General features: G+C 69.7%; 22 protein-coding genes. 13 read left to right on the forward strand and 9 right to left on the reverse strand.

What is annotated here, in order from left to right; translation table 11 throughout:
- Positions 1–4 precede the first annotated feature (4 nt).
- Positions 5–1,003, forward strand: a complete 999-nt coding sequence (locus tag L1Z78_RS25855) for an L-threonylcarbamoyladenylate synthase (RefSeq protein WP_234639179.1) — start codon at positions 5–7, stop codon at positions 1,001–1,003.
- 7 nt (positions 1,004–1,010) lie between these two features.
- On the opposite strand, the gene L1Z78_RS25860 is transcribed toward L1Z78_RS25855, so the two are convergent.
- The gene (locus L1Z78_RS25860; protein ID WP_234639180.1) at positions 1,011–1,721 is read right to left on the reverse strand and encodes a FadR/GntR family transcriptional regulator; all 711 of its coding nucleotides are present in this window, start codon (positions 1,719–1,721) and stop codon (positions 1,011–1,013) included.
- A gap of 285 nt (positions 1,722–2,006) precedes the next feature.
- Between L1Z78_RS25860 and L1Z78_RS25865 the strand changes: the two genes are divergently transcribed.
- The 7 genes from L1Z78_RS25865 to L1Z78_RS25895 are packed head-to-tail and all read left to right on the forward strand — an operon-like array spanning position 2,007 to position 8,887.
- Positions 2,007–2,681: an amino acid ABC transporter permease gene (locus tag L1Z78_RS25865; RefSeq protein WP_234639181.1), complete on the forward strand. Its 675-nt coding sequence runs from the start codon at positions 2,007–2,009 to the stop codon at positions 2,679–2,681.
- A gap of 3 nt (positions 2,682–2,684) precedes the next feature.
- Complete coding sequence (locus L1Z78_RS25870; RefSeq protein WP_234639182.1) at positions 2,685–3,392, forward strand: amino acid ABC transporter permease; 708 nt, start codon at positions 2,685–2,687, stop codon at positions 3,390–3,392.
- A 22-nt stretch (positions 3,393–3,414) separates the two neighbouring features.
- Complete coding sequence (gene lhpI, locus L1Z78_RS25875; RefSeq protein WP_234639183.1) at positions 3,415–4,377, forward strand: bifunctional Delta(1)-pyrroline-2-carboxylate/Delta(1)-piperideine-2-carboxylate reductase; 963 nt, start codon at positions 3,415–3,417, stop codon at positions 4,375–4,377.
- Between the two features lie 4 nt (positions 4,378–4,381).
- The gene (locus L1Z78_RS25880; RefSeq protein ID WP_234639184.1) at positions 4,382–5,209 is read left to right on the forward strand and encodes a transporter substrate-binding domain-containing protein; all 828 of its coding nucleotides are present in this window, start codon (positions 4,382–4,384) and stop codon (positions 5,207–5,209) included.
- A complete protein-coding gene (locus L1Z78_RS25885; protein WP_234639185.1) occupies positions 5,206–6,993 on the forward strand; it encodes an aconitase X in 1,788 nt (595 codons plus the stop codon). Before L1Z78_RS25880 ends, L1Z78_RS25885 begins: the two co-directional genes overlap by 4 nt.
- 26 nt (positions 6,994–7,019) lie before the next feature.
- Positions 7,020–8,027, forward strand: coding sequence for a trans-3-hydroxy-L-proline dehydratase (lhpH, locus tag L1Z78_RS25890; RefSeq protein WP_234639186.1), 1,008 nt, complete (start codon positions 7,020–7,022; stop codon positions 8,025–8,027).
- 35 nt (positions 8,028–8,062) lie between these two features.
- Positions 8,063–8,887, forward strand: a complete 825-nt coding sequence (locus L1Z78_RS25895) for an ABC transporter substrate-binding protein (protein ID WP_234639187.1) — start codon at positions 8,063–8,065, stop codon at positions 8,885–8,887.
- A gap of 35 nt (positions 8,888–8,922) precedes the next feature.
- Here L1Z78_RS25895 and L1Z78_RS25900 read toward each other — a convergent pair whose 3' ends face one another.
- From L1Z78_RS25900 to L1Z78_RS25915, 4 genes are all read right to left on the reverse strand, one after another.
- Positions 8,923–9,894: a LysR family transcriptional regulator gene (locus L1Z78_RS25900; protein WP_234639188.1), complete on the reverse strand. Its 972-nt coding sequence runs from the start codon at positions 9,892–9,894 to the stop codon at positions 8,923–8,925.
- A gap of 46 nt (positions 9,895–9,940) precedes the next feature.
- Positions 9,941–10,960 (reverse strand): histone deacetylase family protein, encoded by a 1,020-nt coding sequence (locus tag L1Z78_RS25905; protein ID WP_234639189.1) that lies wholly within the window; start codon positions 10,958–10,960, stop codon positions 9,941–9,943.
- A gap of 4 nt (positions 10,961–10,964) precedes the next feature.
- Complete coding sequence (locus L1Z78_RS25910) at positions 10,965–12,287, reverse strand: MFS transporter (RefSeq protein ID WP_234639190.1); 1,323 nt, start codon at positions 12,285–12,287, stop codon at positions 10,965–10,967.
- Positions 12,288–12,435: 148 nt separating this feature from the next.
- Positions 12,436–13,335: a MurR/RpiR family transcriptional regulator gene (locus tag L1Z78_RS25915; protein ID WP_234639191.1), complete on the reverse strand. Its 900-nt coding sequence runs from the start codon at positions 13,333–13,335 to the stop codon at positions 12,436–12,438.
- Between the two features lie 73 nt (positions 13,336–13,408).
- Here L1Z78_RS25915 and L1Z78_RS25920 point away from each other — a divergent pair, with 73 nt between their 5' ends.
- From L1Z78_RS25920 to L1Z78_RS25935, 4 genes are read left to right on the forward strand one after another with little or no spacing between them, the layout of a single operon-like run.
- Positions 13,409–15,364, forward strand: a complete 1,956-nt coding sequence (locus tag L1Z78_RS25920; protein WP_234639192.1) for a bifunctional 5-dehydro-2-deoxygluconokinase/5-dehydro-2-deoxyphosphogluconate aldolase — start codon at positions 13,409–13,411, stop codon at positions 15,362–15,364.
- Positions 15,361–16,164: a 5-deoxy-glucuronate isomerase gene (iolB, locus tag L1Z78_RS25925; protein ID WP_234639193.1), complete on the forward strand. Its 804-nt coding sequence runs from the start codon at positions 15,361–15,363 to the stop codon at positions 16,162–16,164. The genes L1Z78_RS25920 and iolB overlap by 4 nt, the downstream gene beginning before the upstream one ends.
- Positions 16,165–16,208: 44 nt before the next feature.
- Entirely contained in the window at positions 16,209–17,204 is a 996-nt protein-coding gene (locus tag L1Z78_RS25930) for a Bug family tripartite tricarboxylate transporter substrate binding protein (RefSeq protein WP_234639194.1), read from the forward strand.
- A 42-nt stretch (positions 17,205–17,246) separates the two neighbouring features.
- On the forward strand, positions 17,247–18,227 hold the full coding sequence (locus tag L1Z78_RS25935) for a tripartite tricarboxylate transporter substrate binding protein (RefSeq protein ID WP_234639195.1): 981 nt from the start codon (positions 17,247–17,249) through the stop codon (positions 18,225–18,227).
- A 10-nt stretch (positions 18,228–18,237) separates the two neighbouring features.
- Here the strand turns inward: L1Z78_RS25935 and L1Z78_RS25940 are convergent, their stop codons facing one another.
- Positions 18,238–19,200, reverse strand: coding sequence for a LysR family transcriptional regulator (locus tag L1Z78_RS25940; protein WP_234639196.1), 963 nt, complete (start codon positions 19,198–19,200; stop codon positions 18,238–18,240).
- A gap of 82 nt (positions 19,201–19,282) precedes the next feature.
- Here L1Z78_RS25940 and L1Z78_RS25945 point away from each other — a divergent pair, with 82 nt between their 5' ends.
- Positions 19,283–20,821 carry a CoA-acylating methylmalonate-semialdehyde dehydrogenase gene (locus L1Z78_RS25945; protein ID WP_234639197.1) on the forward strand — a complete coding sequence of 513 codons (1,539 nt, stop codon included), beginning with the start codon at positions 19,283–19,285 and terminating at the stop codon, positions 20,819–20,821.
- 64 nt (positions 20,822–20,885) lie between these two features.
- Here the strand turns inward: L1Z78_RS25945 and L1Z78_RS25950 are convergent, their stop codons facing one another.
- The 3 genes from L1Z78_RS25950 to dacB form a co-directional block, all read right to left on the reverse strand.
- Positions 20,886–21,557, reverse strand: a complete 672-nt coding sequence (locus L1Z78_RS25950; RefSeq protein WP_234639198.1) for an OmpW/AlkL family protein — start codon at positions 21,555–21,557, stop codon at positions 20,886–20,888.
- A 34-nt stretch (positions 21,558–21,591) separates the two neighbouring features.
- Positions 21,592–22,725, reverse strand: a complete 1,134-nt coding sequence (locus L1Z78_RS25955) for an SGNH/GDSL hydrolase family protein (protein WP_234639199.1) — start codon at positions 22,723–22,725, stop codon at positions 21,592–21,594.
- Between the two features lie 227 nt (positions 22,726–22,952).
- On the reverse strand, positions 22,953–24,503 hold the full coding sequence (gene dacB / locus L1Z78_RS25960) for a D-alanyl-D-alanine carboxypeptidase/D-alanyl-D-alanine-endopeptidase (protein ID WP_234639200.1): 1,551 nt from the start codon (positions 24,501–24,503) through the stop codon (positions 22,953–22,955).
- Positions 24,504–24,556: the final 53 nt, after the last annotated feature.

Here is a 24,556-nt window from a genome sequence, read left to right on the forward strand (position 1 = left end):
CGCGATGATTCTCGATGGAACCCGGCCGGACGCCGTCCAGGCCGCGGCGCAGGCGCTGGGGCGCGGCGAACTGCTGGGGCTGCCGACGGAAACCGTCTACGGCCTGGCGGCCGATGCCGACAACGACGCGGCCGTCGCGCAGATATTCACGGCCAAGGGCCGGCCAGCCAACCATCCGCTCATCGTGCATGTGGCCGACAGCGGCGCCATCACACGCTATGCGCGTGAAGTGCCGCTGTTCGCGCAGCAGCTGATCGACGCCTTCTGGCCCGGTCCGCTGACCCTGATCCTGCCGCGCCTGCCACAGGCCGCCCGGGCCTCGACTGGCGGCCAGGACAGCGTGGGCCTGCGCTGCCCCTCCCACCCCGTCGCCCATGCCGTGCTGGCCGCCTGCCAGCAGCTGCAGCCGCCCGTCTGGGGCGTGTCGGCGCCCAGCGCCAACAAGTTCGGCCGCGTCAGCCCCACCACGGCGGCCCATGTGGCCGGCGAGTTCGGCGACACGCTGCTGGTGCTGGACGGCGGTGCCTGCGAGGTTGGCATTGAATCGACCATCGTGGACTGCACGCGCGGCGTGCCCGTGCTGCTGCGCCCCGGCGCCATCACGCGCGACGACATCGAGCGCGCCTGCGGACTGCGCCCGCTGTCCAGGGACGAAATGCTCAAGGACACGCCGCGCGCCTCGGGCACGCTGCTGGCCCACTACGCGCCCAATGCCAAGGTGCGCCTGATGGACTCCAAGCAGTTGCAGGCCGGCCTGGACGTGCTGGGCGCCGATGCGAAGCACCTGGCCGTCTACCACCGCGCGCCGCTGCGCACCGCCTCGCCGGCCATCACGCTGCGCGCCATGCCTGCCGATGCCGCCAGCGCCGCACGCGAGCTGTTCGGCACGCTGCGCGACTTCGACGAGCTGGGCGCCCGGCTGATCTGGATCGAGACCCCGCCCGACACCGCCGACTGGGAAGGCGTGCGCGACCGGCTGCAGCGCGCGGCGGCTGCGGCGTAGACCTGCCTCACTCGCGCGTGGCGATGTCCTTGCGCACGCGCCTGAGGTGGCCTTCCACGTAGAAGGCCGCCGCATCCTCGTCGCCCGAGACGATGGCTTCGTAGATCAGCCGGTGCTCGGCCACATACAGCCGGATGCGCTCGGCCTCGTAGATGCCATCGTCGCGCAGGCGCTGCCACAGCGGCTGGTCCATGCTGGCGGCGATCTCGTCGGCGATGCGCGCCATCAGCGCCTGCCCCGTCATGACGGCCAGTTGCCGGTGGAACAGGCGGTCGCACTCGCTCCACAGCGCCTGCTGCTGCGGGTCGCCGATGTCCTGCACCGCGCCCATCTGGTCCAGGTAGTGCTCGGCCAGCGCATCGCGCCTGCGCTGGCGCGCGGCCAGGCGGGCCACGGCAGGCTCGATCAGCAGGCGGGCCTCCAGGATGCTCAGCGGGCTGAAGTCCGCCTGCTGCGGCGGCAATCCGACGCCTGGCGCAGCCGTCGGCAGGGCTTCGGCCACATAGGTGCCCGAACCGGGGCGCGTCACGACCAGCCCCTCGTTTTGCAAGGCACCGATGGCCTCCCGCACCGCGGGGCGGCTCACGCCCAGACGCTGGGCCAGGTCGCGCTCCGACGGCAGGCGCGAACCGGGGGGGTGCGCGCCGCCCGCGATGCCTGAGCGGATCTGCTCGGCCACCTGCTCATAGACCTGCTTGGGGCGGAATTCGTTGGTCATATGGTTCTTTTTCCAGACCACCTTTCGTGGATGGCATGGCGGCCAGTCTAGCGCCCATGCAAGCGTTTCCGTCGCGCCAATGATGAACCCCCTCTCGGAACACCTCAGTGGATACCCTGTTGCAATAGTCGAACCGGATCATAAAGTGCTCATTGATTGGTATTTTTAAAAACCAATTCATACCAAATCGGTCCCATTTCTAACCAGCATCAGGACATCACGAAGGAAGCAATCCATGGTCGCTTGCATGTGGTGCGTCGCCCCGACGCGGAGAACGGGAACGCCATGTCCCTGCTGATCGAGCATGGGCCGCAACTGCTGCGCGGCCTCGCAGCCACCCTGGCACTGGCGGCGGCAGCCTGGATGCTGGCGCTGGCCTGCGGCCTCGCGCTGTGCCTGGCGCGGCTGGCACAAGCCTGGCCCCTGCGGCTCGCCGTCACCGGCTTCATCGAGTTCCAGCGCAACGTACCGCCGCTGGTGCACATCTTCCTGTGGTACTTCGGCGTCAGCAGCCTGCTGGCCCAGGGACTGCAGGACTGGGCCAATGACCACCATGGCGAGATCGTCTTCTCCGCCATCGCCATCGGCCTGTACTACGGCGCCTATGTCGCGGAAGACCTGCGCAGCGGACTGCGCAGCATCGCGCCGGGGCAGATGCAGGCGGCGCTAGCCCTGGGCATGGGGCGCCTGGACGCACTGCGCCACGTGATCCTGCCGCAGGCGCTGCGCGCCGCCCTGCCCGCGCTGGCCAGCACCGGCGTGATGCTGCTCAAGACCACCAGCCTGGCCATGGTCATCGGCGCCATGGAGCTGACCTATGCCACCAAGGAGATCGCCAACCAGAGCTTCCGCATCTTCGAGACCTACGGCATCAGCACCGCGCTCTATGCCGCCGTCGCGCTGTGCCTGCTGGCCACGGCCGCCTGGCTGGAGCGCCGCCTGCGGCCCGGGGAGCGCTGAACCATGGCCGACATCCTGCGCGACCACGGCCTGCTGCTGCTCATCGGGGCCTATCCGCACGGGCCGCTGGGCGGCCTGGCGGCCACCCTGGCGCTGTCGTTGATCGGCATAGGGCTGGCCTTTCCGCTGGGCGTGCTGCTGGCGCTGGCACAACTGAGCCCGCGCGGCGCAGTGCGCCACCCTGCCCAGGCCGCATGCCACCTGCTGCGCAGCATTCCGCTGGTGATGCTGGTCTTCGGCGTCTACTTCATCGCGCCCCTGCTGCTGGGGCGCCCCGTGGCAGGCTTTGCCACCATGGCCGCGACGCTGGTGGTCTTCCAGTCCGCCTATCTGGCCGAGATCGTGCGCGCGGGCCTGCTGGCCCTGCCGCGCGGACAGGCCGAGGCCGCCGCCGCCCTGGGCATGGGCTACGGGCTGCGCATGCACCGCATCCTGCTGCCCCAGGCGCTGACCCGCATGCGGCCCAGCATGGTGGGCCAGTTCGTCACCACCATCAAGGACACCTCGCTGGGCTATGTGATCGGCGTGCACGAGCTGACCTATGCCGCCGCCCAGGTCAACAGCAGCCTGCTGACGCGGCCCTTCGAAGTGTTCCTGCTGCTGGCCGGCATGTATTTCGTGCTGTGTTTCGCGCTCACGCAGCTGGCACGCGTGCTGGAGGCGCGCCAGCTGCGTGTACAGGCCTTGGCGCCGGACATCCGGCGCGTTTGAACCTCCTTGCGGAACCTTGCCCATGGACACCACGCCCTTTGCTTGCACCGGTCCCTTCCAGGTTTTCGACGCGGCCCGCACAGCGCAGTTGCTCGGCTATCCGGCCCTCCTGCAGACGCTGACCCAGGCGGCCGGCGAGTACGAGGCTGGCTCCATCCTCAGCCCCGAACGCGCGGCCATGCCCCTGGGCCAGGGCGGCGTGCTGCTGAGCATGCCCGCCACCGCCGCGGACCTGGGCGTGCACAAGCTGGTCTGCGTGCAACCGGGCAACGCACGCCTGGGTCTGCCCACCATCCACGGGCTGGTCACGGCCTGCGACGCCCGCACCGGCAGGCCGCTGTTCGCGCTGGACGGCCCCGAGGTCACGGGCCGGCGCACAGCCGCCATCACGCTGCTGGCCCTGCGCGCCCTGGCGGCTGGGCCACCGCAGGACATTGCCCTGATCGGCACCGGCACCCAGGCGCGCCACCATGTGCAGGCGCTGGCCTGCCTGCACCCGCAGGCGCGCATCCGCGTGCGCGGCCGCAGCCCGGCATCGGCCCAGGCGTTCTGCGACAGCCTGGGGGCCGTCCATGACCGCATCGTTCCCCTGCACGGCCCCATCCCCGACAGCGTGGACGTGGTGATCACCGTGACCACCAGCACCGAACCGGTCTACGACGACAAACCCCGTGCGGGCCGCCTGGTCATCGGCGTGGGCGCCTTCCGGCCCGAAATGGCCGAGATCGGCCCCGCGACACTGGCCGGCAGCACGCTGTTCTGCGACGACCCCCAGGGCGCGCGCCACGAGGCCGGCGACCTGCTGCGCGCCGGCATCGCCTGGGACCGCCTGCGCTCGCTGGCCAGCCTGCTGCGCGACGGACCGGGAACGCCCGCCCCCTTCGTGTTCAAGAGCGTGGGCACGGGCGCATGGGACCTCGCCGCCGCCCGTGTGGCCGCCTCTGAGCTGCAATCCCGAGCCCACAAGCATCCCCTTGGAGAGTGACACCATGACGCCCAGAATCCGGTTGCTCCTGCCCACCTTCGCCATGGCAGCCCTCACCGCCTTCGGCCCCCATGCCCACGCCGACCAGTTGGCCGACATCCAGGCCCGGGGCCGCCTGGTCTGCGCCGTCCTCGGCATCTTCGAGCCCTTCGGCTACACCGATCCCCAGACCCGCGGCGTGGCGGGATACGACGTGGACATCTGCCATGCCGTCGGCCAAAGGCTGGGCGTGAAGGCCGAGATCCGGCCCGTGGCCGACGAGGCGCGCATTCCCGAACTGCAGCGCGGCCATGCCGACCTCCTGGCCGCAGGCCTGGCCCATACGCCCGAACGCGCCGCGCAGGTCGACTACTCCCACGCCTACTACACCAGCCGCAACGTGCTGGCCGTCAACCGCCAGCGCGGCTACCGCAGCACGGGCGAGCTGGCTGGCAAGCGCATCAGCTACGTCAAGGGCACCATCAGCGAGCCCTTCATCCGTGCGGCCCTGCCCACGGCGCGGCCCGTGGGCTACGACGATGTTTCCACCGCGTTCGCCGCCCTGCTGCAAGGCAAGGTCGAGGCCTTCAGCACCTCGGAGGAAGCGGTGCGCAGGCTGGTCCACCGCCTGGGCACCGATGCCGCGCGCTTTGCCGTGCTGGGCACGCCCATCGGCAACGAGCTGTGGAGCATCGGCGTGCGAAAGGGAGAAAAGCGCCTGCTGGCTGCCGTGAACACCGCGCTGCAGGACATGGAGGCCTCGGGCGAGATGCAGGCCATCTTCGACCGCTGGCTGGGCCAGGGCACGCTGTACGGCATGTCGCGGACCTTCACCGTGCGGCCCATCCCATGAGCGGCGGCATCCATGACGGCATGCGCGGCGGCACGGTCCGCGTCCTGGTGGACGGCGCCGCGCAGGGCGAGCTGCTGCACGCCGACACGGGCCTGAGCTTCTGGGGTGGCGTGGACCCTGCCACGGGCCGGGTCATCGACCGCCATCACCCCCTGCACGGCCGATGCCTGGCGGGCCGTGTGCTGGCCATTCCCTCGGGCCGGGGATCGTGCACGGGCAGCAGCGTGATGCTGGAGCTGATCCGCTCGGGCCATGCGCCGGCCGCACTGGTGCTGGCCGAGGCCGACGACATCCTGACGCTGGGCGTGGTGCTGGCGCAGAGGATGCATGGCCAGTCGCTGCCCGTGGTCTGCATCGGCCCGCAGGCCTTCGCCGGGCTGCGCGGCAGCGCATTCGTGCGCGTCGACGGGGGCCGCGTGACGGCGCACAGCGCCAGGCCGCAGGACGGCTTTTCCGCCAGAAGCCCGGGGCCCGAAGAGGAGGCGCCGCAGGGCGCGCTGCGGCTGGACGACCACGACCGCGCCATACTCGCGGGCCGGCACGGCAAGGCCGCGCAGATGGCCCTGCGCATCGTGGTGCGCATGGCGCAGTTGCAGGGCGCCCGGGAACTGGTCAGCGTCAGCCAGGTCCATATCGACGGCTGCATCTACACGGGTCCCTCCAGCCTCGAATTCGCGCGGCAATGGGTGCAGTGGGGCGCGCGCGTGGCCGTGCCCACGACGCTCAACGCGATCTCGGTGGACCAGCGCCGCTGGCGCGAACTGGGCGTGCCCGCCGCACTGGGCGAACCGGCCAGCGCGCTGGGCGAGGCCTACATGGCCATGGGCGCGCGCATGAGCTATACCTGCGCGCCCTACCTGCTGGATTCGGCCCCCGCCGCGGGCGAGCAGATCGCCTGGGCCGAGTCCAATGCCGTCGTCTTCGCCAACAGCGTGCTGGCCGCGCGCACGCTCAAGTACCCCGACTACCTGGACCTGTGCATCGCCCTGTGCGGGCGCGCCCCGCTGGCGGGCTGCCACCTGGACAGCCACCGCAAGGCGCAGCTGCGCATCGTGGTGCGCAGGCCCGCGTCAGCCGACGACGCGTTCTATCCGCTGCTCGGCTACCACGTCGGACTGCTGGCGGGCCGGCGCATCCCGCTGGTCACCGGCCTGGAAGATGCGGCCCCCAGCCAGGACGACCTCAAGGCCTTCTCGGCCGCCTTCGGCACCACCTCGGGCGCGCCGATGTTCCACATGGCGGGCATCACGCCAGAGGCCTTGCGTCCCGAGGATGCGATGGGGCAGGACTGCAGCGCACAGCCGCTGCACATCGATGCCGCCGACCTCGCGCACAGCTGGGCAACGCTCAACAGCGCCCGTGACGACGCCGTGGACCTGGTCTCGCTGGGCAACCCGCATTTCTCGCTGCAGGAGTTCGCACGGCTGGCCGCGCTGTGCCGGGGACGGCGCAGGCATGCCGCCACCGCCCTGGTCATCACCTGTGGCCGCGCGGTCTACGAGCAGGCGCGAAGCCAGGGGCATGTCGCCGAGCTTGAACGCTTCGGCGCCACCGTGCTCAACGACACCTGCTGGTGCATGCTGGGCGAGCCCGTGGTCGCGCCCACGGCCCGCACCCTCATGACCAACTCGGCCAAGTTCGCCCACTACGCGCCAGGGCTGGTCGGCCGCAGCGTGCACTTCGCGGGGCTGGCGCAATGCGTGCAGGCGGCCTGTGATGGCCGCACGAGCCGTACTGCGCCACCATGGCTGCACGAAGCAGCCCACGCCCCCGGCCTGACCTGAATCCCTTCACCGCCCCGAGGTCCCGCATGCAGCCATCACGCACCATCAGCACTGTCGAAGTCCATACGGCGGGCGAGCCGTTTCGCATCGTCACCTCGGGGCTGGGCCGCCTGCCCGGCGACTCCATCGTCGAGCGCCGCCGCTGGCTCGGGGAGCATGCCGACGAGATCCGCCGGTCGCTGATGCTGGAGCCGCGCGGCCATGCCGACATGTATGGCGGCGTGCTGACGGCGCCCGTCACGCCAGGGGCGGACTTCGGCGTGATCTTCATGCACAACGAGGGCTACAGCGACCACTGCGGCCATGGCGTGATCGCGCTGGCCACCGCCGCTGTGGAACTGGGCTGGGTGCAGCGCCACATGCCCGAAACCCGCGTGGGCATGGACACGCCCTGCGGCTTCATCGAGGCCTTCGTGCGCTGGGACGGCAACCACGCGGACGGCGTACGCTTCATCAACGTCCCCTCCTTCATCTACCGGCGCGACGTCACCGTGCACACGCCCGGATTCGGCGCCGTCAGCGGCGACATCGCCTATGGCGGAGCCTTCTACTTCTACACCAGCGGCGTGCCCCACGGCCTGGAGATACGCGAGACCTCGGCCGAGGCATTGAAGCGCTTCGGATCCGAGGTCAAGCAGGCGGCCAACGCGGCCTTTGCCGTGGTCCATCCCGAGATCCCGGAGATCAACCATATCTACGGAACCATCATCGACGGCGCACCCCGGCACGCAGGCTCGGACCAGGCCAACTGCTGCGTCTTCGCAGACCGTGAGGTGGACCGGTCGCCCACGGGCTCAGGCACGGCGGGCCGCGTGGCCCAACTCTACCTGCGCGGCCACATCGGACTGGGCGAGACCGTGGTCAACGAGTCCATCATCGGCAGCCGCTTCAGCGCCCGGGTCCTGGCCGAAACGCAGGTCGGCGGGTTTCGCGCCGTCGTTGCGGAGGTATCCGGCACGGCCCATGTCTGCGGCCTGTGCCAGTGGCTCATCGACGAGAGAGACCCATTGCGCCATGGCTTCCTGGTGCGTTGAGCCGCACCGACCCTGCGCTCCTGGAGGACATGGATATGAAGCACAACACCTTCGCCCTGGCGACCGCCTTTTGCGCCCTGCTGCTGGCCCCGGCCCATGCCGACCAGTGGACCGACATCCAGGCACGCGGCAGCCTGCGCTGCGGCGTGCTCGACGTGTTCGAGCCCTTCGGCTTCACCGACCCAGCCAACCGCAGCACCACCGGATACGACGTGGACATCTGCCACGCGCTGGCACGGCGCCTTGGCGTGAAGGCGCAGATCAAGCCCGTGTCCATCGAGGCGCGCATCCCCGCCCTGCAGCAGGGCCACATGGACCTGCTGGCAGCCGGACTGGCCTACACGCCGCTGCGCGCACGGCAGGTGGATTTCTCGCTGGGCTACTACGTCAGCGAGAACGTGCTGGCGGTCAAATCCTCCCGCAGCCATGCGGCCACGGCGGACCTCGCTGGCCGGCGCGTGAGCTATGTGAAAGGCAGCATCAGCGAGACCTATCTCCAGGCTGCGCTGCCTACGGCCACGCCCGTGGGCTACGAAGACGTGCCCACGGCCTTCACCGCCCTGGTCCAGGGCAAGGTGCAGGCCATCAGCACCTCCGAGGAAGTGCTGCGCAAGCTCTTTCACAAGCTCGGCCCTGCGGGCCGCCAGTACCACGTGCTGCAGCCGGCCATCGGCCGCGAGGTCTGGGGCCTGGGCCTGCGCAAGGGGGAAGGCGCGCTGTTGCAGGCCGTCAACCAGGCACTTCAGGCCATGGAGGCCGAGGGCGAGATGCAGGCCCTCTTCGACCGGTGGCTGGGCCCCGCCACGCTGTACGGTATGCAGCGGCCGTTCAAGGTGGGGCCGGTGGACGCAGCCCGGTGAGCAGGCAGGGTGGGGATCATTCGGGCATGGCTGCGTCACCCCGCCCGCATCTCCAGCGGCGTGCGGCGCGCAAAGCGCTCGAAGGCGTTCAGAAAGGCCTGCTCCGCAGGATGCAGCTTGCGCAGGCCGTGCCAGGTCAGGAAGACGTCGATCTCGGCCACGCAATCGTCGGGCAGCAGGCGGCGCAGTTCGCCCTCCATCACGTCCTGGCGGATCAGGTGCTCGGGCAGAAAGCTCAGCCCCAGGCCCGCCACCACCATGCGGCGGATTTCCTCGACGGAGGGCGAAGTGCCGACGATGCGGCCGGTAAAGCCCTGCTGGTCGCGGAAGATGGTCAGCGGCGACAGCGTATCGCCGAGCTGGTCACTGGCAAAGCACACGAAGTTCTGCTGCAAGAGGTCCTCCATGCCCACCCGGCGGCGGGAGAACAGCGGATGGCGCCGGCCGCATACCACCGCATAGCGGTGGCGCAGGAACAGGCGGCGCTGCAGCCCCTCGACCGGCTGGCGGCACAGGCAGATGCCCAGCGCCGGGACGCGCCGTGACAGCGCATCGAGGATGTGCGCGCTCTGCTGCACGTCGATATGGAACTCGACCATGGGGTGGCGCCGGTGGAACTGCGCCAGGAATTCGTCATAGGCCGTGCTCTGCACCTTGCTCATCATCAGCAGGCGCAGCGTGCCGGCCACTTCGGTCTGGCTGTGCACGGCGGCGCCCTCGATGCGGGCCATGGTGCCGTACATGTCGCGCGCAATGGCATGGATCTCCTCGCCCAGGGCCGTGAGGCGGAACTCGCCGTTGCGCCTCAGCAGCAGCACCCCGCCGACCGACTCCTCCAGCCGCTTGAGCGCCTGGCTGACCGCCGGCTGGCTCAGATGCAGTGCCTCGCCCGCACGGCCCACACCCCGCTCCTGCACCACGAACATGAAGGTGCGCAACAGGTTCCAGTCCATGCGCTCGGGCGCCAGCGACAGCCGGGTGGGGTTGCGGGAAGGTGTCTGGGCCATGGCTTTGCGTCAGAAAGGTGGCGGGCCGCATCGCCCGGCGCTGCCTTCAGGCGCGGGCCAGGCCCGTGAAAAAGCGGGTGGAGACGGCCTGCAGGCCTTCGACATGGTAGCCACCCTCCTGCACGATCAGCGTGGGCAGTCCCATGGCACCCACCTCGCGGCCCAGGCGCTCGAAGCCGGCCTCGCTGACCGCCACCTGGGCCTGCGGATCCTTCTCGAAGATGTCGAAGCCCAGCGACAGCACCAGCGCATCGGGCTGGAACAGGTCGATGGCGCGGCGTGCCTGGACCAGACGCTCGAAGAATACCCGCTCCGGCGAGCCGTGGGGCATGGGCAGGTTGATGTTGAAGCCCTCCCCCTGGCCCTCGCCACGTTCGTCCTCGTAGCCCGCGACCACCGGGTAGAAATTCTCGGGATCGCCATGGATGGACACGTAGAGCACGTCGCTGCGCCGGTAGAAGATCTCCTGGATACCCTGGCCATGGTGCATGTCGGTATCCAGGATGGCCACGCGCGGATACCTGGCGGTCAGTTCCTGGGCCGCGATGGCGGCGTTGTTCAGGTAGCAAAAGCCGCCTGCCGCGTCGCGCCGGGCGTGGTGGCCCGGCGGGCGGCACAGGGCATAGGCCTGGCGTTCGCCCGCCAGCAGCGCCTGCGCGCCGGCCACCGCGCACTGCGCCGACCAGTAGGCCGAATGCCAGGTGTGGGGCCCCACGGGGCAACTGCCATCAGCCAGGTAACGCGCGGCCTGGGCCAGCACGCCCCGCAGCGCGTTGGGCTCGCGCACGAAGATGTTGGAGATGACCTCGTCCCCCCAATCCTCGGGCAACTGCTTCCACCGGGCATGGGCGTCCTGCAGAAAGCGCAGATAGTCGAGCGAATGCACGGCGGCCAGGGCGCCTGCGCCATGGTCGATGGGGACCCGCAGGTCGAAGCCCGATGCGTGGACGGCCTGCAGCAGCCCGTCCAGCCGCGAGGGCAACTCCTGCGGCTTGCGCATCCGGCCCCGCGAAAGATAGGTCTGAGGGTGGTGCAGCGCCTGATCGGCGTGGAAGTAGGCTTTCATGATGTCAATACGCCTCTGAGGCCATGGTGGAGATGCCGGTACGCCGGTGCCTTCCCAGCATCAGCACCGACACCAGCGACAGCAGCGAAATCGCCGAGAACAACAGCGCCAGCGGCCACCACTGGCCCTTGAAGTTCTCGGCCAGCACCGTGCCCAGCAGCGGTGTCAGTCCGCCGAAGATGGCCCCCGACAGCTGATAGGCCATGGAAATGCCGGTGTAGCGGATGCCCGTGGGAAAGCTGTCGCTGACATAGCCTGCGATGACCGCGTAATAGGCGCCGATGAACAGCACGGCCAGGCCGATGCCCAGGGTGATGCTGACCAGCGACCCGGCATCGACCAGCGTGAACATGGCGTAAGGGGTGAAGATGGATGCAAAGGCGGCCAGCCCCAGAAAGCGCAGGTTGCCGACACGACCGGCCACCCAGGCGGCCAGCGGCGTGATGAAGAACTGCATGATGGAGACCACCAGCAGGCAATCGAGGATGACCGCGCGGTTCAGGCCCACGTATTGCGTGGTGTAGGCAATCATGAAGGTGCTGGTGAAGTAGAACCCCGCGATGCCCAGCACGTTGGATCCCACGGCCAGCGCCAGCAGGCCGGGCGCGCCGCGCAGCAGTTGCCACAGCGGCACCTGCGCGGCCCGGGCCTGTCGGGCCCGCGCCTGCTGCTCCTGCACGAAGTCGGGCGACTCGTTCACACTCAGGCGGATCACGAAACCCACGACCAGCAGCAGCGCGGAGAACAGAAATGGCACACGCCAGCCCCAGCGCAGGAAATCAGCGTCGTCCAGCCCCGTGACCAGCTTGAACATCAGCATCGACAGGATCAGGCCCGCCGGACTGCCCAATTGCGCGAACGAGGCGAAGAAGGTGCGCCGGCTGCGTTCGGGCGAATGCTCGCCGGCCATCAGCACCGCGCCGCCCCACTCGCCACCCACGGCAATGCCCTGGACGATGCGCAGCAGCACCAGCAGCACCGGCGCCCAGATGCCGATCTGCGCATAGGTCGGCAGCAGGCCGATCAGCACGGTGACCACGCCCATCATCACCAGCGTGATGACCAGCGACTTCTTGCGGCCGATGCGGTCGCCGATATGGCCGAAGATGGCACCGCCCAGCGGGCGCGCGAAAAAGCCCACGGCAAACGTGCCCAGCGCCGCCAGCGTGCCGTAAAAGCCCGTGGTGGCCGGAAAGAACAGCTTGCCGAACACCAGCGCGGCCGCCGTGGCGTAGATGTAGAAGTCGTACCACTCGATCATGGTGCCGACGAAGGCCGCAGCCGATGCGCGCACGGGCTGGTGCCCTGTCGCCGTGTGTCCACTCATACCTGTCTCCCCCGGGCTGGATGCGCCCATCTGGTTGGAATGGCATGAGTTATAGAAGCCGGTGCCCCATTCGAAAAATTCTGTTTTTCAATGCGGCACATTGGGCTGGCTTATGGGAGAGCCAGGCACGGGAGAAGTGCTGGCAGCGTCAGGACTTCGTCACCACCGGCTCATACGCCAGCTCCAGCCGGTACGCCAGCGCCAGGAACAGCGACTGCGCCAGGGTCAGCGTGCTGGTCAGCGAGCGAAAGCCGAAGGTCGCGCCATCCTGGGCCAGCAAGGTGACGGTGGCGCGCGCGGCCAGGGGGCTGAGCTGGCTGTCGGTCAGCGCCAGCAGGCGCGCGCCGCGTGCCAGGGCCGTGTCCACCAGTTCCAGTGTCTCGGGCGCATAGGGCTCGAAGGAGACGGCCAGCATCACGTCGCCGGGCGCCAGCGCGCGCAGCTCGCCCTTTTGCATGGCACCCAGGCCGTGCAGCCAGTGCACGGGCTTGTCCGTGTGCTGCAGCGCATAGGCCAGGTAGGCGCCCACGGGGAAGGCGCGGCGCGAGGCGGCAAGCCACAGCGCGGGCGCCTCCAGCATCAGGTCCACGGCGGCCTCGAACTGCGCGGGCGACAGGCCGCGCTGCAGGGCCTGCAGGCTTTCGATGCTGCCCTCGATCACCTCGTGCGCCAGGCGCACACCGCTGCGCGGCTCGCTGCCCGTGGCGATCAGGCCGCGGATGCGGTCCTGGTAGTCGTGGCCCACCGACAGCTGGCGCGCGGCCTCGGCGCGGAACAGTGCCTGCAGCTCCGAATAGCCCGACAGGCCGAAGTGCTTGGCAAAGCGCACCACGGCCGATGGCTGCACGCCGCAGGCCTCGGCCGTGGCCTGTATGCCGTCGAAGGCCAGGCGGTCGCCGTGCATCTCCACATGCTTGCCGATGGCCTTGAGCTGGCGACTCAGGCCCTCGAAGCCCTGGCGCAGCACGGCAAGAAAGGCCTCGCGGTCCGCGAAGGGGCCCGCCGCCGGTCCGGCCTCGGTCATCGATGGTGATTTTCTATTTTTCATTTGATTGGAAATTTTTTTCTATTTCGATCTATGATCGCGCTCACACAACGATTATGGACAGGGCCGCACACCGATGAGCACGCTGAACTTTCCCTCCGACCGTCCCCTGGACGTGGCCTGCCTGGGCCGCCTGGCCGTGGACCTCTACGCCCAGCAGATCGGTTGCAGCCTGGAAGAGGCGGGCAGCTTCGCCAAGTACCTGGGCGGCTCCTCGGGCAACATGGCCTTCGGCACGGCACGCCTGGGCCTGCGCTCGGCCATGATCTCGCGCGTGGGCGACGAGCACAACGGCCGTTTCCTGGTGGAGACGCTGCGCCGCGAGGGCTGCGACACCAGCCAGGTGCAGGTCGATCCGCGGCGCCTGACCGGCATGGTGCTGCTGGGCATCAAGGACCAGGAGAGCTTTCCCCTGCTGTTCGCCCGCGAGAACTGCGCGGACATGGCGCTGGACGCCGACGCCATCAGCGAGGACTTCCTGGCCCGCTGCCGCTGCCTGGCCATCACGGGCACCCACCTGAGCGCACCCGGCGTGCTGGCCGCCAGCCGCAAGGCCCTGGAGATCGCGGGCCGCCACGGCCTGGTGCGCGTGCTGGACATCGACTACCGGCCCGTGCTGTGGGGCCTGGCCTCGCGCGGCGATGGCGAGACGCGGTATGTCGCCAGCGCCGAGGTCAGCCGCCGGTTGCAGGCCGAGCTGGGCCAATTCGAACTCATCATCGGCACCGAAGAGGAATGGCTGATCGCCGGCGGCGTGGAGGGCGACCTGATCGCCAGCCTGCGCCGCGTGCGCGCCTGCAGCCGGGCCGTCTTCGTGGTCAAGCGCGGGCCGCTGGGCTGCTCGCTGATCGAGGGCGAGGTGCCCGATGCGATCGGCGATGCGCCCATGGTGCTGGGCGAGCGCGTCGAAGTGCTCAATGTGCTGGGCGCGGGCGATGCCTTTGCCTCGGGCCTGCTGTCCGGGCTGCTGCGCGGCAAGACGCTGGCCGAGTCGGCGGCGATCGCCAACGCCTGCGGCGCCATCGTGGTCTCGCGCCATGGCTGCGCGCCGGCCATGCCCACCCAGGCCGAGCTGGCGCACTGGTTCTCGGGCCACCGCCATCCACGCCCCGACCAGGACCCCGAGCTGTCCCACCTGCACCGCGTCAGCCGCGCGCGGCCGCAGTGGCCCGCGCTGTGCGTGCTGGCCTATGATCACCGCAGCCAGTTCGAGGAACTGGCGCGCGAGGCTGGCGCCGCGCCCGCGCGGCTGCGCCCGCTCAAGCGCCTGCTCAACGAGGTCGTGGCCCAGGTCGAGCGCGATCCGGGCAACGCCGGCCGCATGGGCGTGCTGATCGACGGCCGCCACGCCCTGGGCGAGGCCGCCCTGCACGACGCCACCGGGCGCGGCTGGTGGATAGGCCGGCCCATCGAGCTGCCGGGCTCGCGCCCGTTGCGCTTCGACGGCACGGACTCGCTGGCCTCCGAGCTGCTGCACTGGCCGCAAAGCCATACCGTCAAATGCCTGGTCTTCTACCACCCCGACGACGCGCCGGCCCTGCGCGCCGAGCAGGATGCCTGGCTGCAGCAGGTCTGGACCGCCACGCGCGCCAGCGGCCATGAGCTGCTGCTGGAAGTGATCCCGCCAAAAGACACGCTGTCCCCCGACGACCGGGGCGAGGCCGTGCTGCTCGCCATCCGCCACTTCTACGACCTGGGCCTCAAGCCCGAATGGTGGAAGGTCGGCTGCATGGCGCGCGAGAACTGGCAGGCGCTGGACGCCCTGGTGCGCGAGCGCGACCCCTGGTGCCGGGGGGCCGTGATCCTGGGCCTGTCCCAGCCCGTGGAGCAACTGTTGCAGGGCTTTGCCGAAGCGACGGCGCCCGTGGTCAAGGGCTTCATGATCGGGCGCAGCGTCTGGGCCGGCCCCGCGCTGCAATGGCTCAGGAATGAACTGGACGATGCCGGCCTGCGCGACGCCATCGCCGCCAACTTCCGCGCGCTGATCGCGGGCTGGGATGCCAGCCGCACCATCCAGGGAGCCACCGCATGAACCTGCTCGTCAAGGCCGCAACCGGCCGCACCATCACCGACATCACGCCCGCCAGCGCGGGCTGGAAGCACATCCACTTCAAGGCCCTGCGGCTGGAGGCGGGCGACCGCGAACACTGGGCCACGGGATCGCTGGAGTACTGCATCACCGTGCTCACGGGCCAGGTGGACGTGCAGGTCGGCCGCCAGGCCTTCAGCGCCCTGGGCAGCCGCGCCAGCGTGTTCGAGGAAAGCGCGCCCACGGCCGTCTACGTGCCGCCGGGGCAGGAGGTCCGCATCACCGCGCGCGGCGCGGCCGAGGTCGCCCTGAGCGCCGCGCCCGCCACGGGCCGCCACGCCACGCGCGTGATCGCGCCCGAGGGCATGCGCCGCAGCGTGCGCGGCCAGGGCAGCAACACGCGCCATGTCTGCGACATCCTGCCCGAGACCGAGGCGGCCGAGTCGCTGCTGGTGGTCGAGGTCATCACGCCCGCCGGCAACTCGTCCAGCTATCCGCCGCACAAGCACGACAGCGCCGACCCGGCCGACCCCACGGCCGAGACCGTGCTGGAGGAAACCTACTTCCACCTGCTCAACCCCAGCCAGGGCTTTGCCTTCCAGCGCGTCTACACCGATGACCGCAGCATCGACGAAGCCATGGCGGTGGAGCACCGCGACACCGTGCTCGTGCCGCGCGGCTACCACCCCTGCGTGGCGCCGCACGGCTACGACCTGTACTACCTCAACACCATGGCCGGCCCCGAGCGGCGCTGGGCCTTCCGCAACGACCCCGCGCACGAATGGATGCTGCGGCCGCGCTGAACCCCGGCGCACCGAAAAACACAAAACCAACCCGGAGACAAGAAATGCCCTTCCACACACTGGCCCGCAAGGCCTGGGTGCCCTGCGCCCTGCTCGCCCTCGGCCTGGGCACCGCCCATGCCCAGTCCACACCGGCCGCCGCCTGGCCCACCCAGCCCGTCAAATGGGTGGTGCCCTACGCGCCGGGCGGCACCACCGACGTGATCGCGCGCCAGTTGGCCGTACAGATGGGCAAGGACCTGGGCCAGCCCGTGGTCGTGGACAACCGCCCCGGCGCGGCCAGCATCATCGGCGCCACGCTGATCGCGCGCTCCGCGGCCGACGGCTACACGCTGGGCACGGCCGACTCGGGAACGCTGGCCTTCAATCCAGCCATGTATGCACGCCTGAGCTATGACGCGGCCAAGGACTTCAGCTACATCGGCGGCCTGGGCCGCATGCCCCTGGTGCTGGCCGTGCACCCGGCCTTTCCGGCGAAGAACGTGCAGGAATTCCTGGCCCTGGCGCGCAAGGAGCCGGGCGGCATCTCCTCGGCCTCGTCGGGGCCGGGCTCGCCGCTGCACGTGGCGCTGGAGCTGTTCAAGCAGCGCACGGGCACCCACATCCTGCACGTGGCCTACAAGGGCTCGGCCCCGGCGCTGCAAGACCTCATGGCGGGCCAGATCCAGTCCATGTTCGTGGACCTGCCGCCCAGCCTCTCGGCCATCCGCGCGGGCAAGCTGCGCGTGCTGGCCGTGGCCACGCCCCAGCGCCTGTCCGTCCTGCCCGAGGTGCCCACCATGGCCGAAGCCGGCGTGCCCGGCTTCGAAGCCTATGCCTGGCAGGGCTTCGTCGGCCCCGCCCACCTGAGCCCGGCTCTCACCGAGCGCCTGAACAAAAGCCTGGCCACCGCCCTGCGCCATCCCGAGACGCGCGCCAAGCTCGAAGAGATCGGCATACAGCCCATGGAGATGACGCCGCAGCAGTTCGCCGGCTTCGTGCGCTCGGAGCAGGCGCTGTGGAGCGGCGTGATCAAGGCCGCCAACATCAAAATGGATTGAAGCGCAGACCCCATCACACAAAAAAGATCCCGGAGACACGCCATGACCCTCGCATCCCGCCGCCAGTTCATCCAATCGCTCGGCACCCTGGCCGCCGCGCCCGCCCTGCCCGCCATGGCACAGGCACCTGCGGGCGCCTGGCCCCAGCGCCCCATCGAACTCATCGTGCCCTTTGCGGCCGGCGGTGGCACCGACGTGCTGGCGCGCGCGCTGGCCGAGGTGGCACGCAAGCACCTGCCCCAGGACCTGATCGTGCTCAACCGCGCAGGCGCCAGCGGCGCCGTGGGCTGGACCGAGCTGGCCAATGCCAAACCCGACGGCTACAAGATCGGCATCATCACCGTCGAGCTGACCATGATCCCGCACATGGGGCTGACCAAGATCAGCTCCGACGCCCTGGTGCCCGTGGCCCGCCTGAACGCCGACCCTGCCACCATCGCCGTGCGCTCCGACTCGCCCTATCGCAGCATCGAGGAACTGATCGCCGCAGCGCGCAAGGACGAGGCGGCAGTGCGCATCGGCAACGCCGGCCCGGGATCGCTGGGCCACCTGGCCGCCGCCGCGCTGCAGGACAAGGCGGGCGTGAAGTTCAACCACGCGCCCTACCGCGGCGCCAACCCTGCCGTGCTCGACCTGCTGGGCGGCCACATCGAGGCCGTGGCCGTCACGCCCGTGGAGGTGGCCACCTATGTGGCGGCCGGCAAGATCCGACCGCTGGCCATCATGGCCGAGCAGCGCATACAGGCCGGCTGGGAAGCCGTGCCCACGCTCAAGGAGCGCGGCATAGCCCTGCTCATCGGTGGCTGGCGCGGCCTGGCCGTGCCCCGCAACACACCCGACGCCGTGGTCCAGACCCTGCGCAAGGCCATGGCCCTGACCCTCAAGGACCCCGCCCTGCGCGAGACCATGGCCAAACAGAACATGGGCGAGGGCTACCTGGACCAGCCCGAATTCAAGGCCGTGATCGACCGCGACAACGCGGTGTTCAAGCAATTGGTGGACAAGCTGGGAATCAAGGCCTGAGGGGCCACCCTCAGCGAATGAACCCCGCCGCAAACGACGCCCGCAGGAACTCCACGAACACCGCCACCGCGCGCGGCACGTGGCTGGCGTAGGGGCGTATCGCGAACAGGTGTTCGCCGAAGGCATCGACGGGCCGCCAGCCGGGCAGGACCTCGCACAGGTGGCCGGAGGCCAGGCCCGATTGGGCGCTGAAGTCGGGCACCAGGGCGATGCCCAGGCCGGCCATGGCGGCGTCGCGCAGCATTTCGCTGTTGTTGGCGGCAAAGCCGCCCGCCACGGGCACGACAGTGCGTACTGCGTCGGTACCGGCGTCCGCACCGGCATCGGCCGGCACGAAGCTCCAGGCCATGGCGCCCTGGGTGCGCGGGTAGTGCAGGCACTGGTGCGCGGCCAGGTCCTGCGGGGTGGCCGGGGTGCCGTGCGCGGCCAGGTAGTCCGTGCTGGCCACCAGCAGCGAGCGCGTGGGCGCCAGCGCCCAGGCCACATGGGTTTCGGGCGGGGCCGAGGCATGGCGCACGGCGATGTCGAAGCCCTCCAGCGCCAGCGAGCGCAGGTGGTCCGACAGGTCCAGCTCCAGGCGGATCTGCGGATGGGCCCGCAAAAAGGCCGGCAGCCGGGGCATGAGCTGCTGGCGCGAGAAGGCCACGGGCGCCGTGACGCGCAACAGGCCGCGTGGCTCGGCCGCCAGGTCGCGCACGCCCGCGAAGCTGTGGGCGATGTGCTCGAAGGCGCCGCGCGTGTCGTCCACCAGGCGCTGGCCGGCTTCCGTCAGGCGCACGCTGCGCGTGGTGCGCGTGACCAGGGCCATGCCGGCGGCGCGCTCCAGCTCGGCGATGTGCTGGCTCATGGCCGCCTTGCTCACGCCCAGGCGCGCGGCAGCCGAGGTGAAGCTGCCCTGCTGCTCCAGCACCACCAGCCAGTGCAGGTGGCTCCACAGGGCATCGGCCTTGGTCTCGATATTTTCATTCGCCATGCGCGGATTGTTCATCACAACGAACAATCAATTCAAGCCCGGCGCCTAGGCAGTTGCCAGGCGCGCTTCTAGACTGCATCGCATGAACACCGCAAACACCTCCTTCGCTTCCATCGTCCATTACGTCAACGGCCAGCGCACGGCAGGTGCCAGCGGCCGCGAGCAGGACGTGACCAACCCGGCCACCGGCCAGGTCACGGGCCGCGTGGCCCTGGCCTCGCGCGCCGACGTGGACGCCGCCGTGGCGGCCGCCAAGGCGGCCTTCCCCCAATGGGCCGACACGCCGCCCATCCGCCGCGCCCGCGTGCTGCTGCGCTTCCTGGAACTGCTCAACCAGCACAAGGATGCTCTGGCCCATGCCATCACGGCCGAGCACGGCAAGGTGTTCACCGATGCGCAGGGCGAGGTCAGCCGCGGCATCGACATCGTGGAGTTCGCCTGCGGCATCCCGCAGCTGCTCAAGGGCGACTTCACCGACCAGGTTTCCACCGGCATCGACAACTGGACGCTGCGCCAGCCGCTGGGCGTGGTCACGGGCATCACGCCCTTCAACTTCCCCGTGATGGTGCCGATGTGGATGTTCCCCGTGGCCATCGCGGCGGGCAACACCTTCGTGCTCAAGCCCAGCCCCATCGATCCCACGCCCTCGCTGCTGATCGCCGACCTGCTCAGGCAGGCCGGCCTGCCCGACGGCGTGTTCAACGTGGTCCAGGGCGACAAGGAAGCCGTGGACGCGCTGATCGAGCACCCCGACGTCAAGGCTGTGAGCTTCGTGGGCTCCACGCCGATCGCCAACTACATCTACGAGACCGGCGCCCGCCACGGCAAGCGCGTGCAGGCCCTGGGCGGCGCCAAGAACCACATGGTGGTCATGCCCGACGCCGACATCGACCAGGCCGTGGATGCGCTGATCGGCGCCGGCTACGGTTCGGCCGGCGAGCGCTGCATGGCCATCAGCGTGGCCGTGCTGGTGGGCGACGTGGCCGACCAGCTCATCCCCCGCCTGGTCGAGCGCACCAAGGCGCTGAAGGTGCTGGACGGCGAGGACCTGGCCGCGGAAATGGGCCCCATCGTGACGCGCGCCGCGCACGATCGCATCAGCGGCTACATCGATCTGGGCGTGAAGGAAGGCGCGCAGTTGCTGGTCGATGGCCGGGGCTTCGACGGCAAGGCGGCCGGCGCCGCCACGGGCACCGACACCTCGGGCGGCTTCTGGCTGGGCGGCACGCTGTTCGACCATGTCACGCCCGAGATGCGCATCTACAAGGAAGAGATCTTCGGCCCCGTGCTGGCCGTGGTGCGTGCCAAGGACTTCGCCGAGGCCGTGCAGCTGGTCAACGACCATGAGTTCGGCAACGGCGTGGCCTGCTTCACGCGCGACGGCAATGTGGCGCGAGAGTTCGGCCGCCGCATCGAGGTCGGCATGGTCGGCATCAATGTGCCGATTCCCGTGCCCATGGCCTGGCACGGCTTCGGCGGCTGGAAGCGCAGCCTGTTCGGCGACATGCATGCCTACGGCGAGGAAGGCGTGCGCTTCTACACCCGCCAGAAAAGCATCATGCAGCGCTGGCCCGAGAGCACGCCCAAGGGCGCCGAGTTCGTGATGCCCACGGCCAAGTAGACGCAGGCCCGCTCCATGAAAAAACCAGCCCGCAGGCTGGTTTTTCTTTGGGGACTGCGACCTGTCAGAAGCGGTATCCGATGCCGATGGCGTAGACGTTCGGGTTCAGCTTGAGCGACACGCTCTGGCCCGAGGACAGGTGTGCCGTGGTCTTCAGGAAGCTCTTGTAGTAGGCCACGTCCAGGAACCAGCGCTCGTTGAAGTTGTAGACGAAACCGATCTGCGGCGTCAGGCCCCACTTGCTGTCCACCGAGGCCGTGGTCGGATGGGCCAGCGTGCCGCCGGTCAGACCGTTGAGCGCGGCCGTGGTGCGCTCGCCGAAGAACTTGGCATAGGTCACGCCCAGGCCCACGTAGGGGCGGAAGGCGGAGTTGGCCTCGCCGAAGCGGTACTGCGCGAACACGGTGGCCGGCAACACCTTGGTGCGGCCCAGCTTGCCCGTGCCCGAGATGGCGCCATCACCCACGAAGTCGTGCTTGAACGGCAGGCCTACGGGTACGTCGATGGCCCAGTTGTTGGTGACCATGTAGGTCACGCCGCCCGTGAGCTGGCTGTTGGCCTGCACGTCCACGCGGGTGTCATGGAAGCTGGGCGTGGACAGCCAGCCGCTGCTGGTCTGGGGGTCGATGCGGGTGGCGCCCAGGCGCACGCTCCAGGTACCGGCGGACTGGGCGCTGGCAGCCATGCAGGCCGTGGCCGCGGCCACGGCGGCGGTGATGCGCAGGAATGTCTTCATGGATGCTCTCCTCGTGCTCGTTCCGTGCGTCCGCTCACAGCCAGCCTACGCGGGCCAGCGTGCGCGAAGCCAGCTGGCTCATCTGCTGGTGGCCGTAGGGCGTTGGATGGAAGCTGTCGGCGAAGGCATAGCTCTTCCACCAGTCGGCGCGGGTCTCACCCACGGGAATGGACTTGGACAGCGCGGCCTCGGTGCAGCTCGGGAAATCGTAGGTGGGCAGGCCGTCCGATCCCACTCCGGTCGCCGGGCAGGCGGGCTTCTTCACATTGGTGAACGCGTACTGGGCGGGGTCGCCCATCTGGCGGCGGAACTCGTCGTAGAAGTCGATGATGGCCACGCGGCTGTCGCCCGAGAAGCTGGTCACCAGTTGCTGGTTGAAGGCCTTCACCCAGCCGTCGAAGACGGTTTCGAGCCGGGCCGCCGCGGCCGAGCCCTGTTGCTGCGCCACGGACTGCAGCACCATCTGGAAGCGCGGCGTCAGCGTGATCGCGGGTACGTTGAGGATGGCCACGCGCGTGGCGCCCTTGGCCAGCACATTGGCCTGGATGGTGGCGATATAGCCCTTGGCCAGGTTCTGCATGTACAGGCCGCCGGCCTGGGCCATGCCGGCCTGGCCCTGCTGCAGCAGCGCCCCCAGCGTGACCGCGTCGATCCTGGTGGCCAACAGGGCCTGGAAGCTGGCGCCCTGGTCCCGGGAAGCGGCCAGGAAGGCACCGACCACGTCGGCCGCGTCATTGGCGCCGCCGTCGATCACCGCCAGGTCGTCGGCCGTGAAGCCGGCCGCGCCCGCGGCCAGGATCTGCTGGGTGATGGAGATGGGCGCCGTGGGCGCCTTGGTGTAGTTGATGCGGCCACCGCCCACGGCGTAGTTGGTGCAGGCGGTGTTGGGCGTGAAGGCCGTGCCGTTGAAGCGCGGGCACAGCGAGACGTTGTACAGGCCGGCCACGCGTTCGGCCCAGACCTGGTTGGAGCCCGCGCCCGTCAGCGTCGCGTTCTGCACCGTGAACTTGTAGCCGAAGGTGCCGCTGTCGGACAGGCTGTCGCCCATGACCTTGACGGAAGTGATCCTGGCCTTGGGCGTGGTGTCCGCACCGCTGCCGCCGCCACAAGCGGAGAGCAGGCCTGCCGTGGCCAATGCGGCCGCGAGAATTCGGAAAGGTGTCGCCAAGATGGGATCTCCGTGAAATGTTGAGAATAGCACGACCGTGCTTTTTTTTGATGTTTGCCATCGTAGCGACAGTCGCGCATGTGCGACACCGGGCAAGTACCGATGGCATGCGCACCGAGCTGCGGGGCGGGCCGGGTTATGCGCGCGCCGCGCATCGCGCGCGAGCCCCCTGGAAAAACAAGGGCCTGCACAAAGGCAGGCCCCGAGGAGATGGCACAGCGGCGGACTCAGCGGTCGCGCGCCGTCCAGTCCACCAGCGCATCCCAGGCCGTGCGCGCGGCCGCGGCGTTGGCATGGTTGGCCATGGCCACCAGCACGTAGCGGCGTCCGCTGGCGCCATCCACGTAGCCTGCCAGGGCCGAGGCATCGCGCAGCGTCCCGGTCTTCAGGTGGGCCTGCCCCTGGGCACGGCTGTTGCTGCGGCGCAGCGTCCCGTCGATGCCGACGATGGGCATGGAGGCCACGAACTCGGGCATCACGGGCGAGGCCCAGGCCTGCTGCAACATGCGGCCCAGGCCCGACGCGGTGACGCGCGCCTCGCGGCTCAGGCCCGCGCCGTTGTCCACCACGGGCTGCTCGGCCGCGCCCCAGCGCGCCTGCCACCACTGACCCAGGACCTGGCGCGAGGCCTCGAAGCTGGCCACGCCCGTGCGCTGCATGCCCAGGGTCAGGAACACCTGCTGGGCCATGACGTTGTTGCTGTACTTGTTGATGTCGCGCACCACCTCGGCCAGCGAGGGCGATTCGCTCTGGAACGCCGGCTGCAGCCCGGCCGGCACGCGGCCATCGCGCACCGTGCCCGTGAGCTTGCCGCCCAGCTCGCGCCACATGCCCTCGATGGCCCGGGCCGCGAAGGCCTCGGGCTGGGCCGGCGCCAGCGACCAGCTCCTGTCGCCGCAGACGGCAGGGAACTGGCCCGCGAAGGCGATGCGCTGCGGATCGGCCATGTCCAGCTGCAGCCGGCTGCGCCAGTCGCCGCACTCGCTGCCGGTCGGCGCCAGCGGCACCGTTTCCTGCTGCTGCAGGCCGGCCAGCGGCGGATCGTATTGCAGCCGCGCCACGCCAGCGGCAACGTCCGGCGCGAAGCCCACGGTCACGGCCTTGTAGTTGACCAGCAGGGCGTCGGGCGCGACGTTGTAGGGACGCCAGGGCTCGTTGTCGAAGTTGGAGGGGTCGTGTGAGGCCACGGCGAACGCGCTGCGGTCCAGCACGATGTCGCCGACGATGACCCTGATGCCCAGGCCCTGGAGCCGGCGCAGCATCAGCCACAGCCGCTCCATCACCAGCTTGGGATCACCCTGGCCCTGGATGTACAGCGGCCCGCGCAGCACGCCGTCCTGCACGGGCCCTCCCAGAAAGACGGGCGTGCGCCAGACATGGGCCGGACCCAGCTGGTCCAGCGCCGCATAGGTGGTGACCAGCTTCATCACCGAGGCCGGATTCATGGCCACATGGCTTTGCCAGTCCAGGCGTGGGGCGGCGTGGCCATCGACCTCGACGACCAGGACGGAGACCGCCTCGCGCGGCAGCTTGGCGCGTGCCAGCGCGGCCTCCACGGCGGGCGGCAGGCGGCTTTCACGCGCCGCCTTGGTGGACAGGGCCGCCGGTGAGGCCGGTGCGTCGGCCTGGGCAAGCACCGTGCCCGGCAAGGCCGCCGCCGCCAGCACCGTGGCTGCCAGCCCCTGGCGGGAAAAGGGCCATCTGCAGTAAGAAACGAAGGAAATAGGGAAAGAAGACGGCGAAAGATGCAACATGGCCGGCAAGTCTACGCCGGTCATTGCGGCCCTGCCGCGCGCGGTCCGGGCCGGGCACCGATAATCCAGGACTTGCC

It is taken from the genome of Delftia tsuruhatensis (genome assembly GCF_903815225.1).
Classification (GTDB): Bacteria; Pseudomonadota; Gammaproteobacteria; order Burkholderiales; family Burkholderiaceae_C; genus Comamonas; species Comamonas tsuruhatensis_A.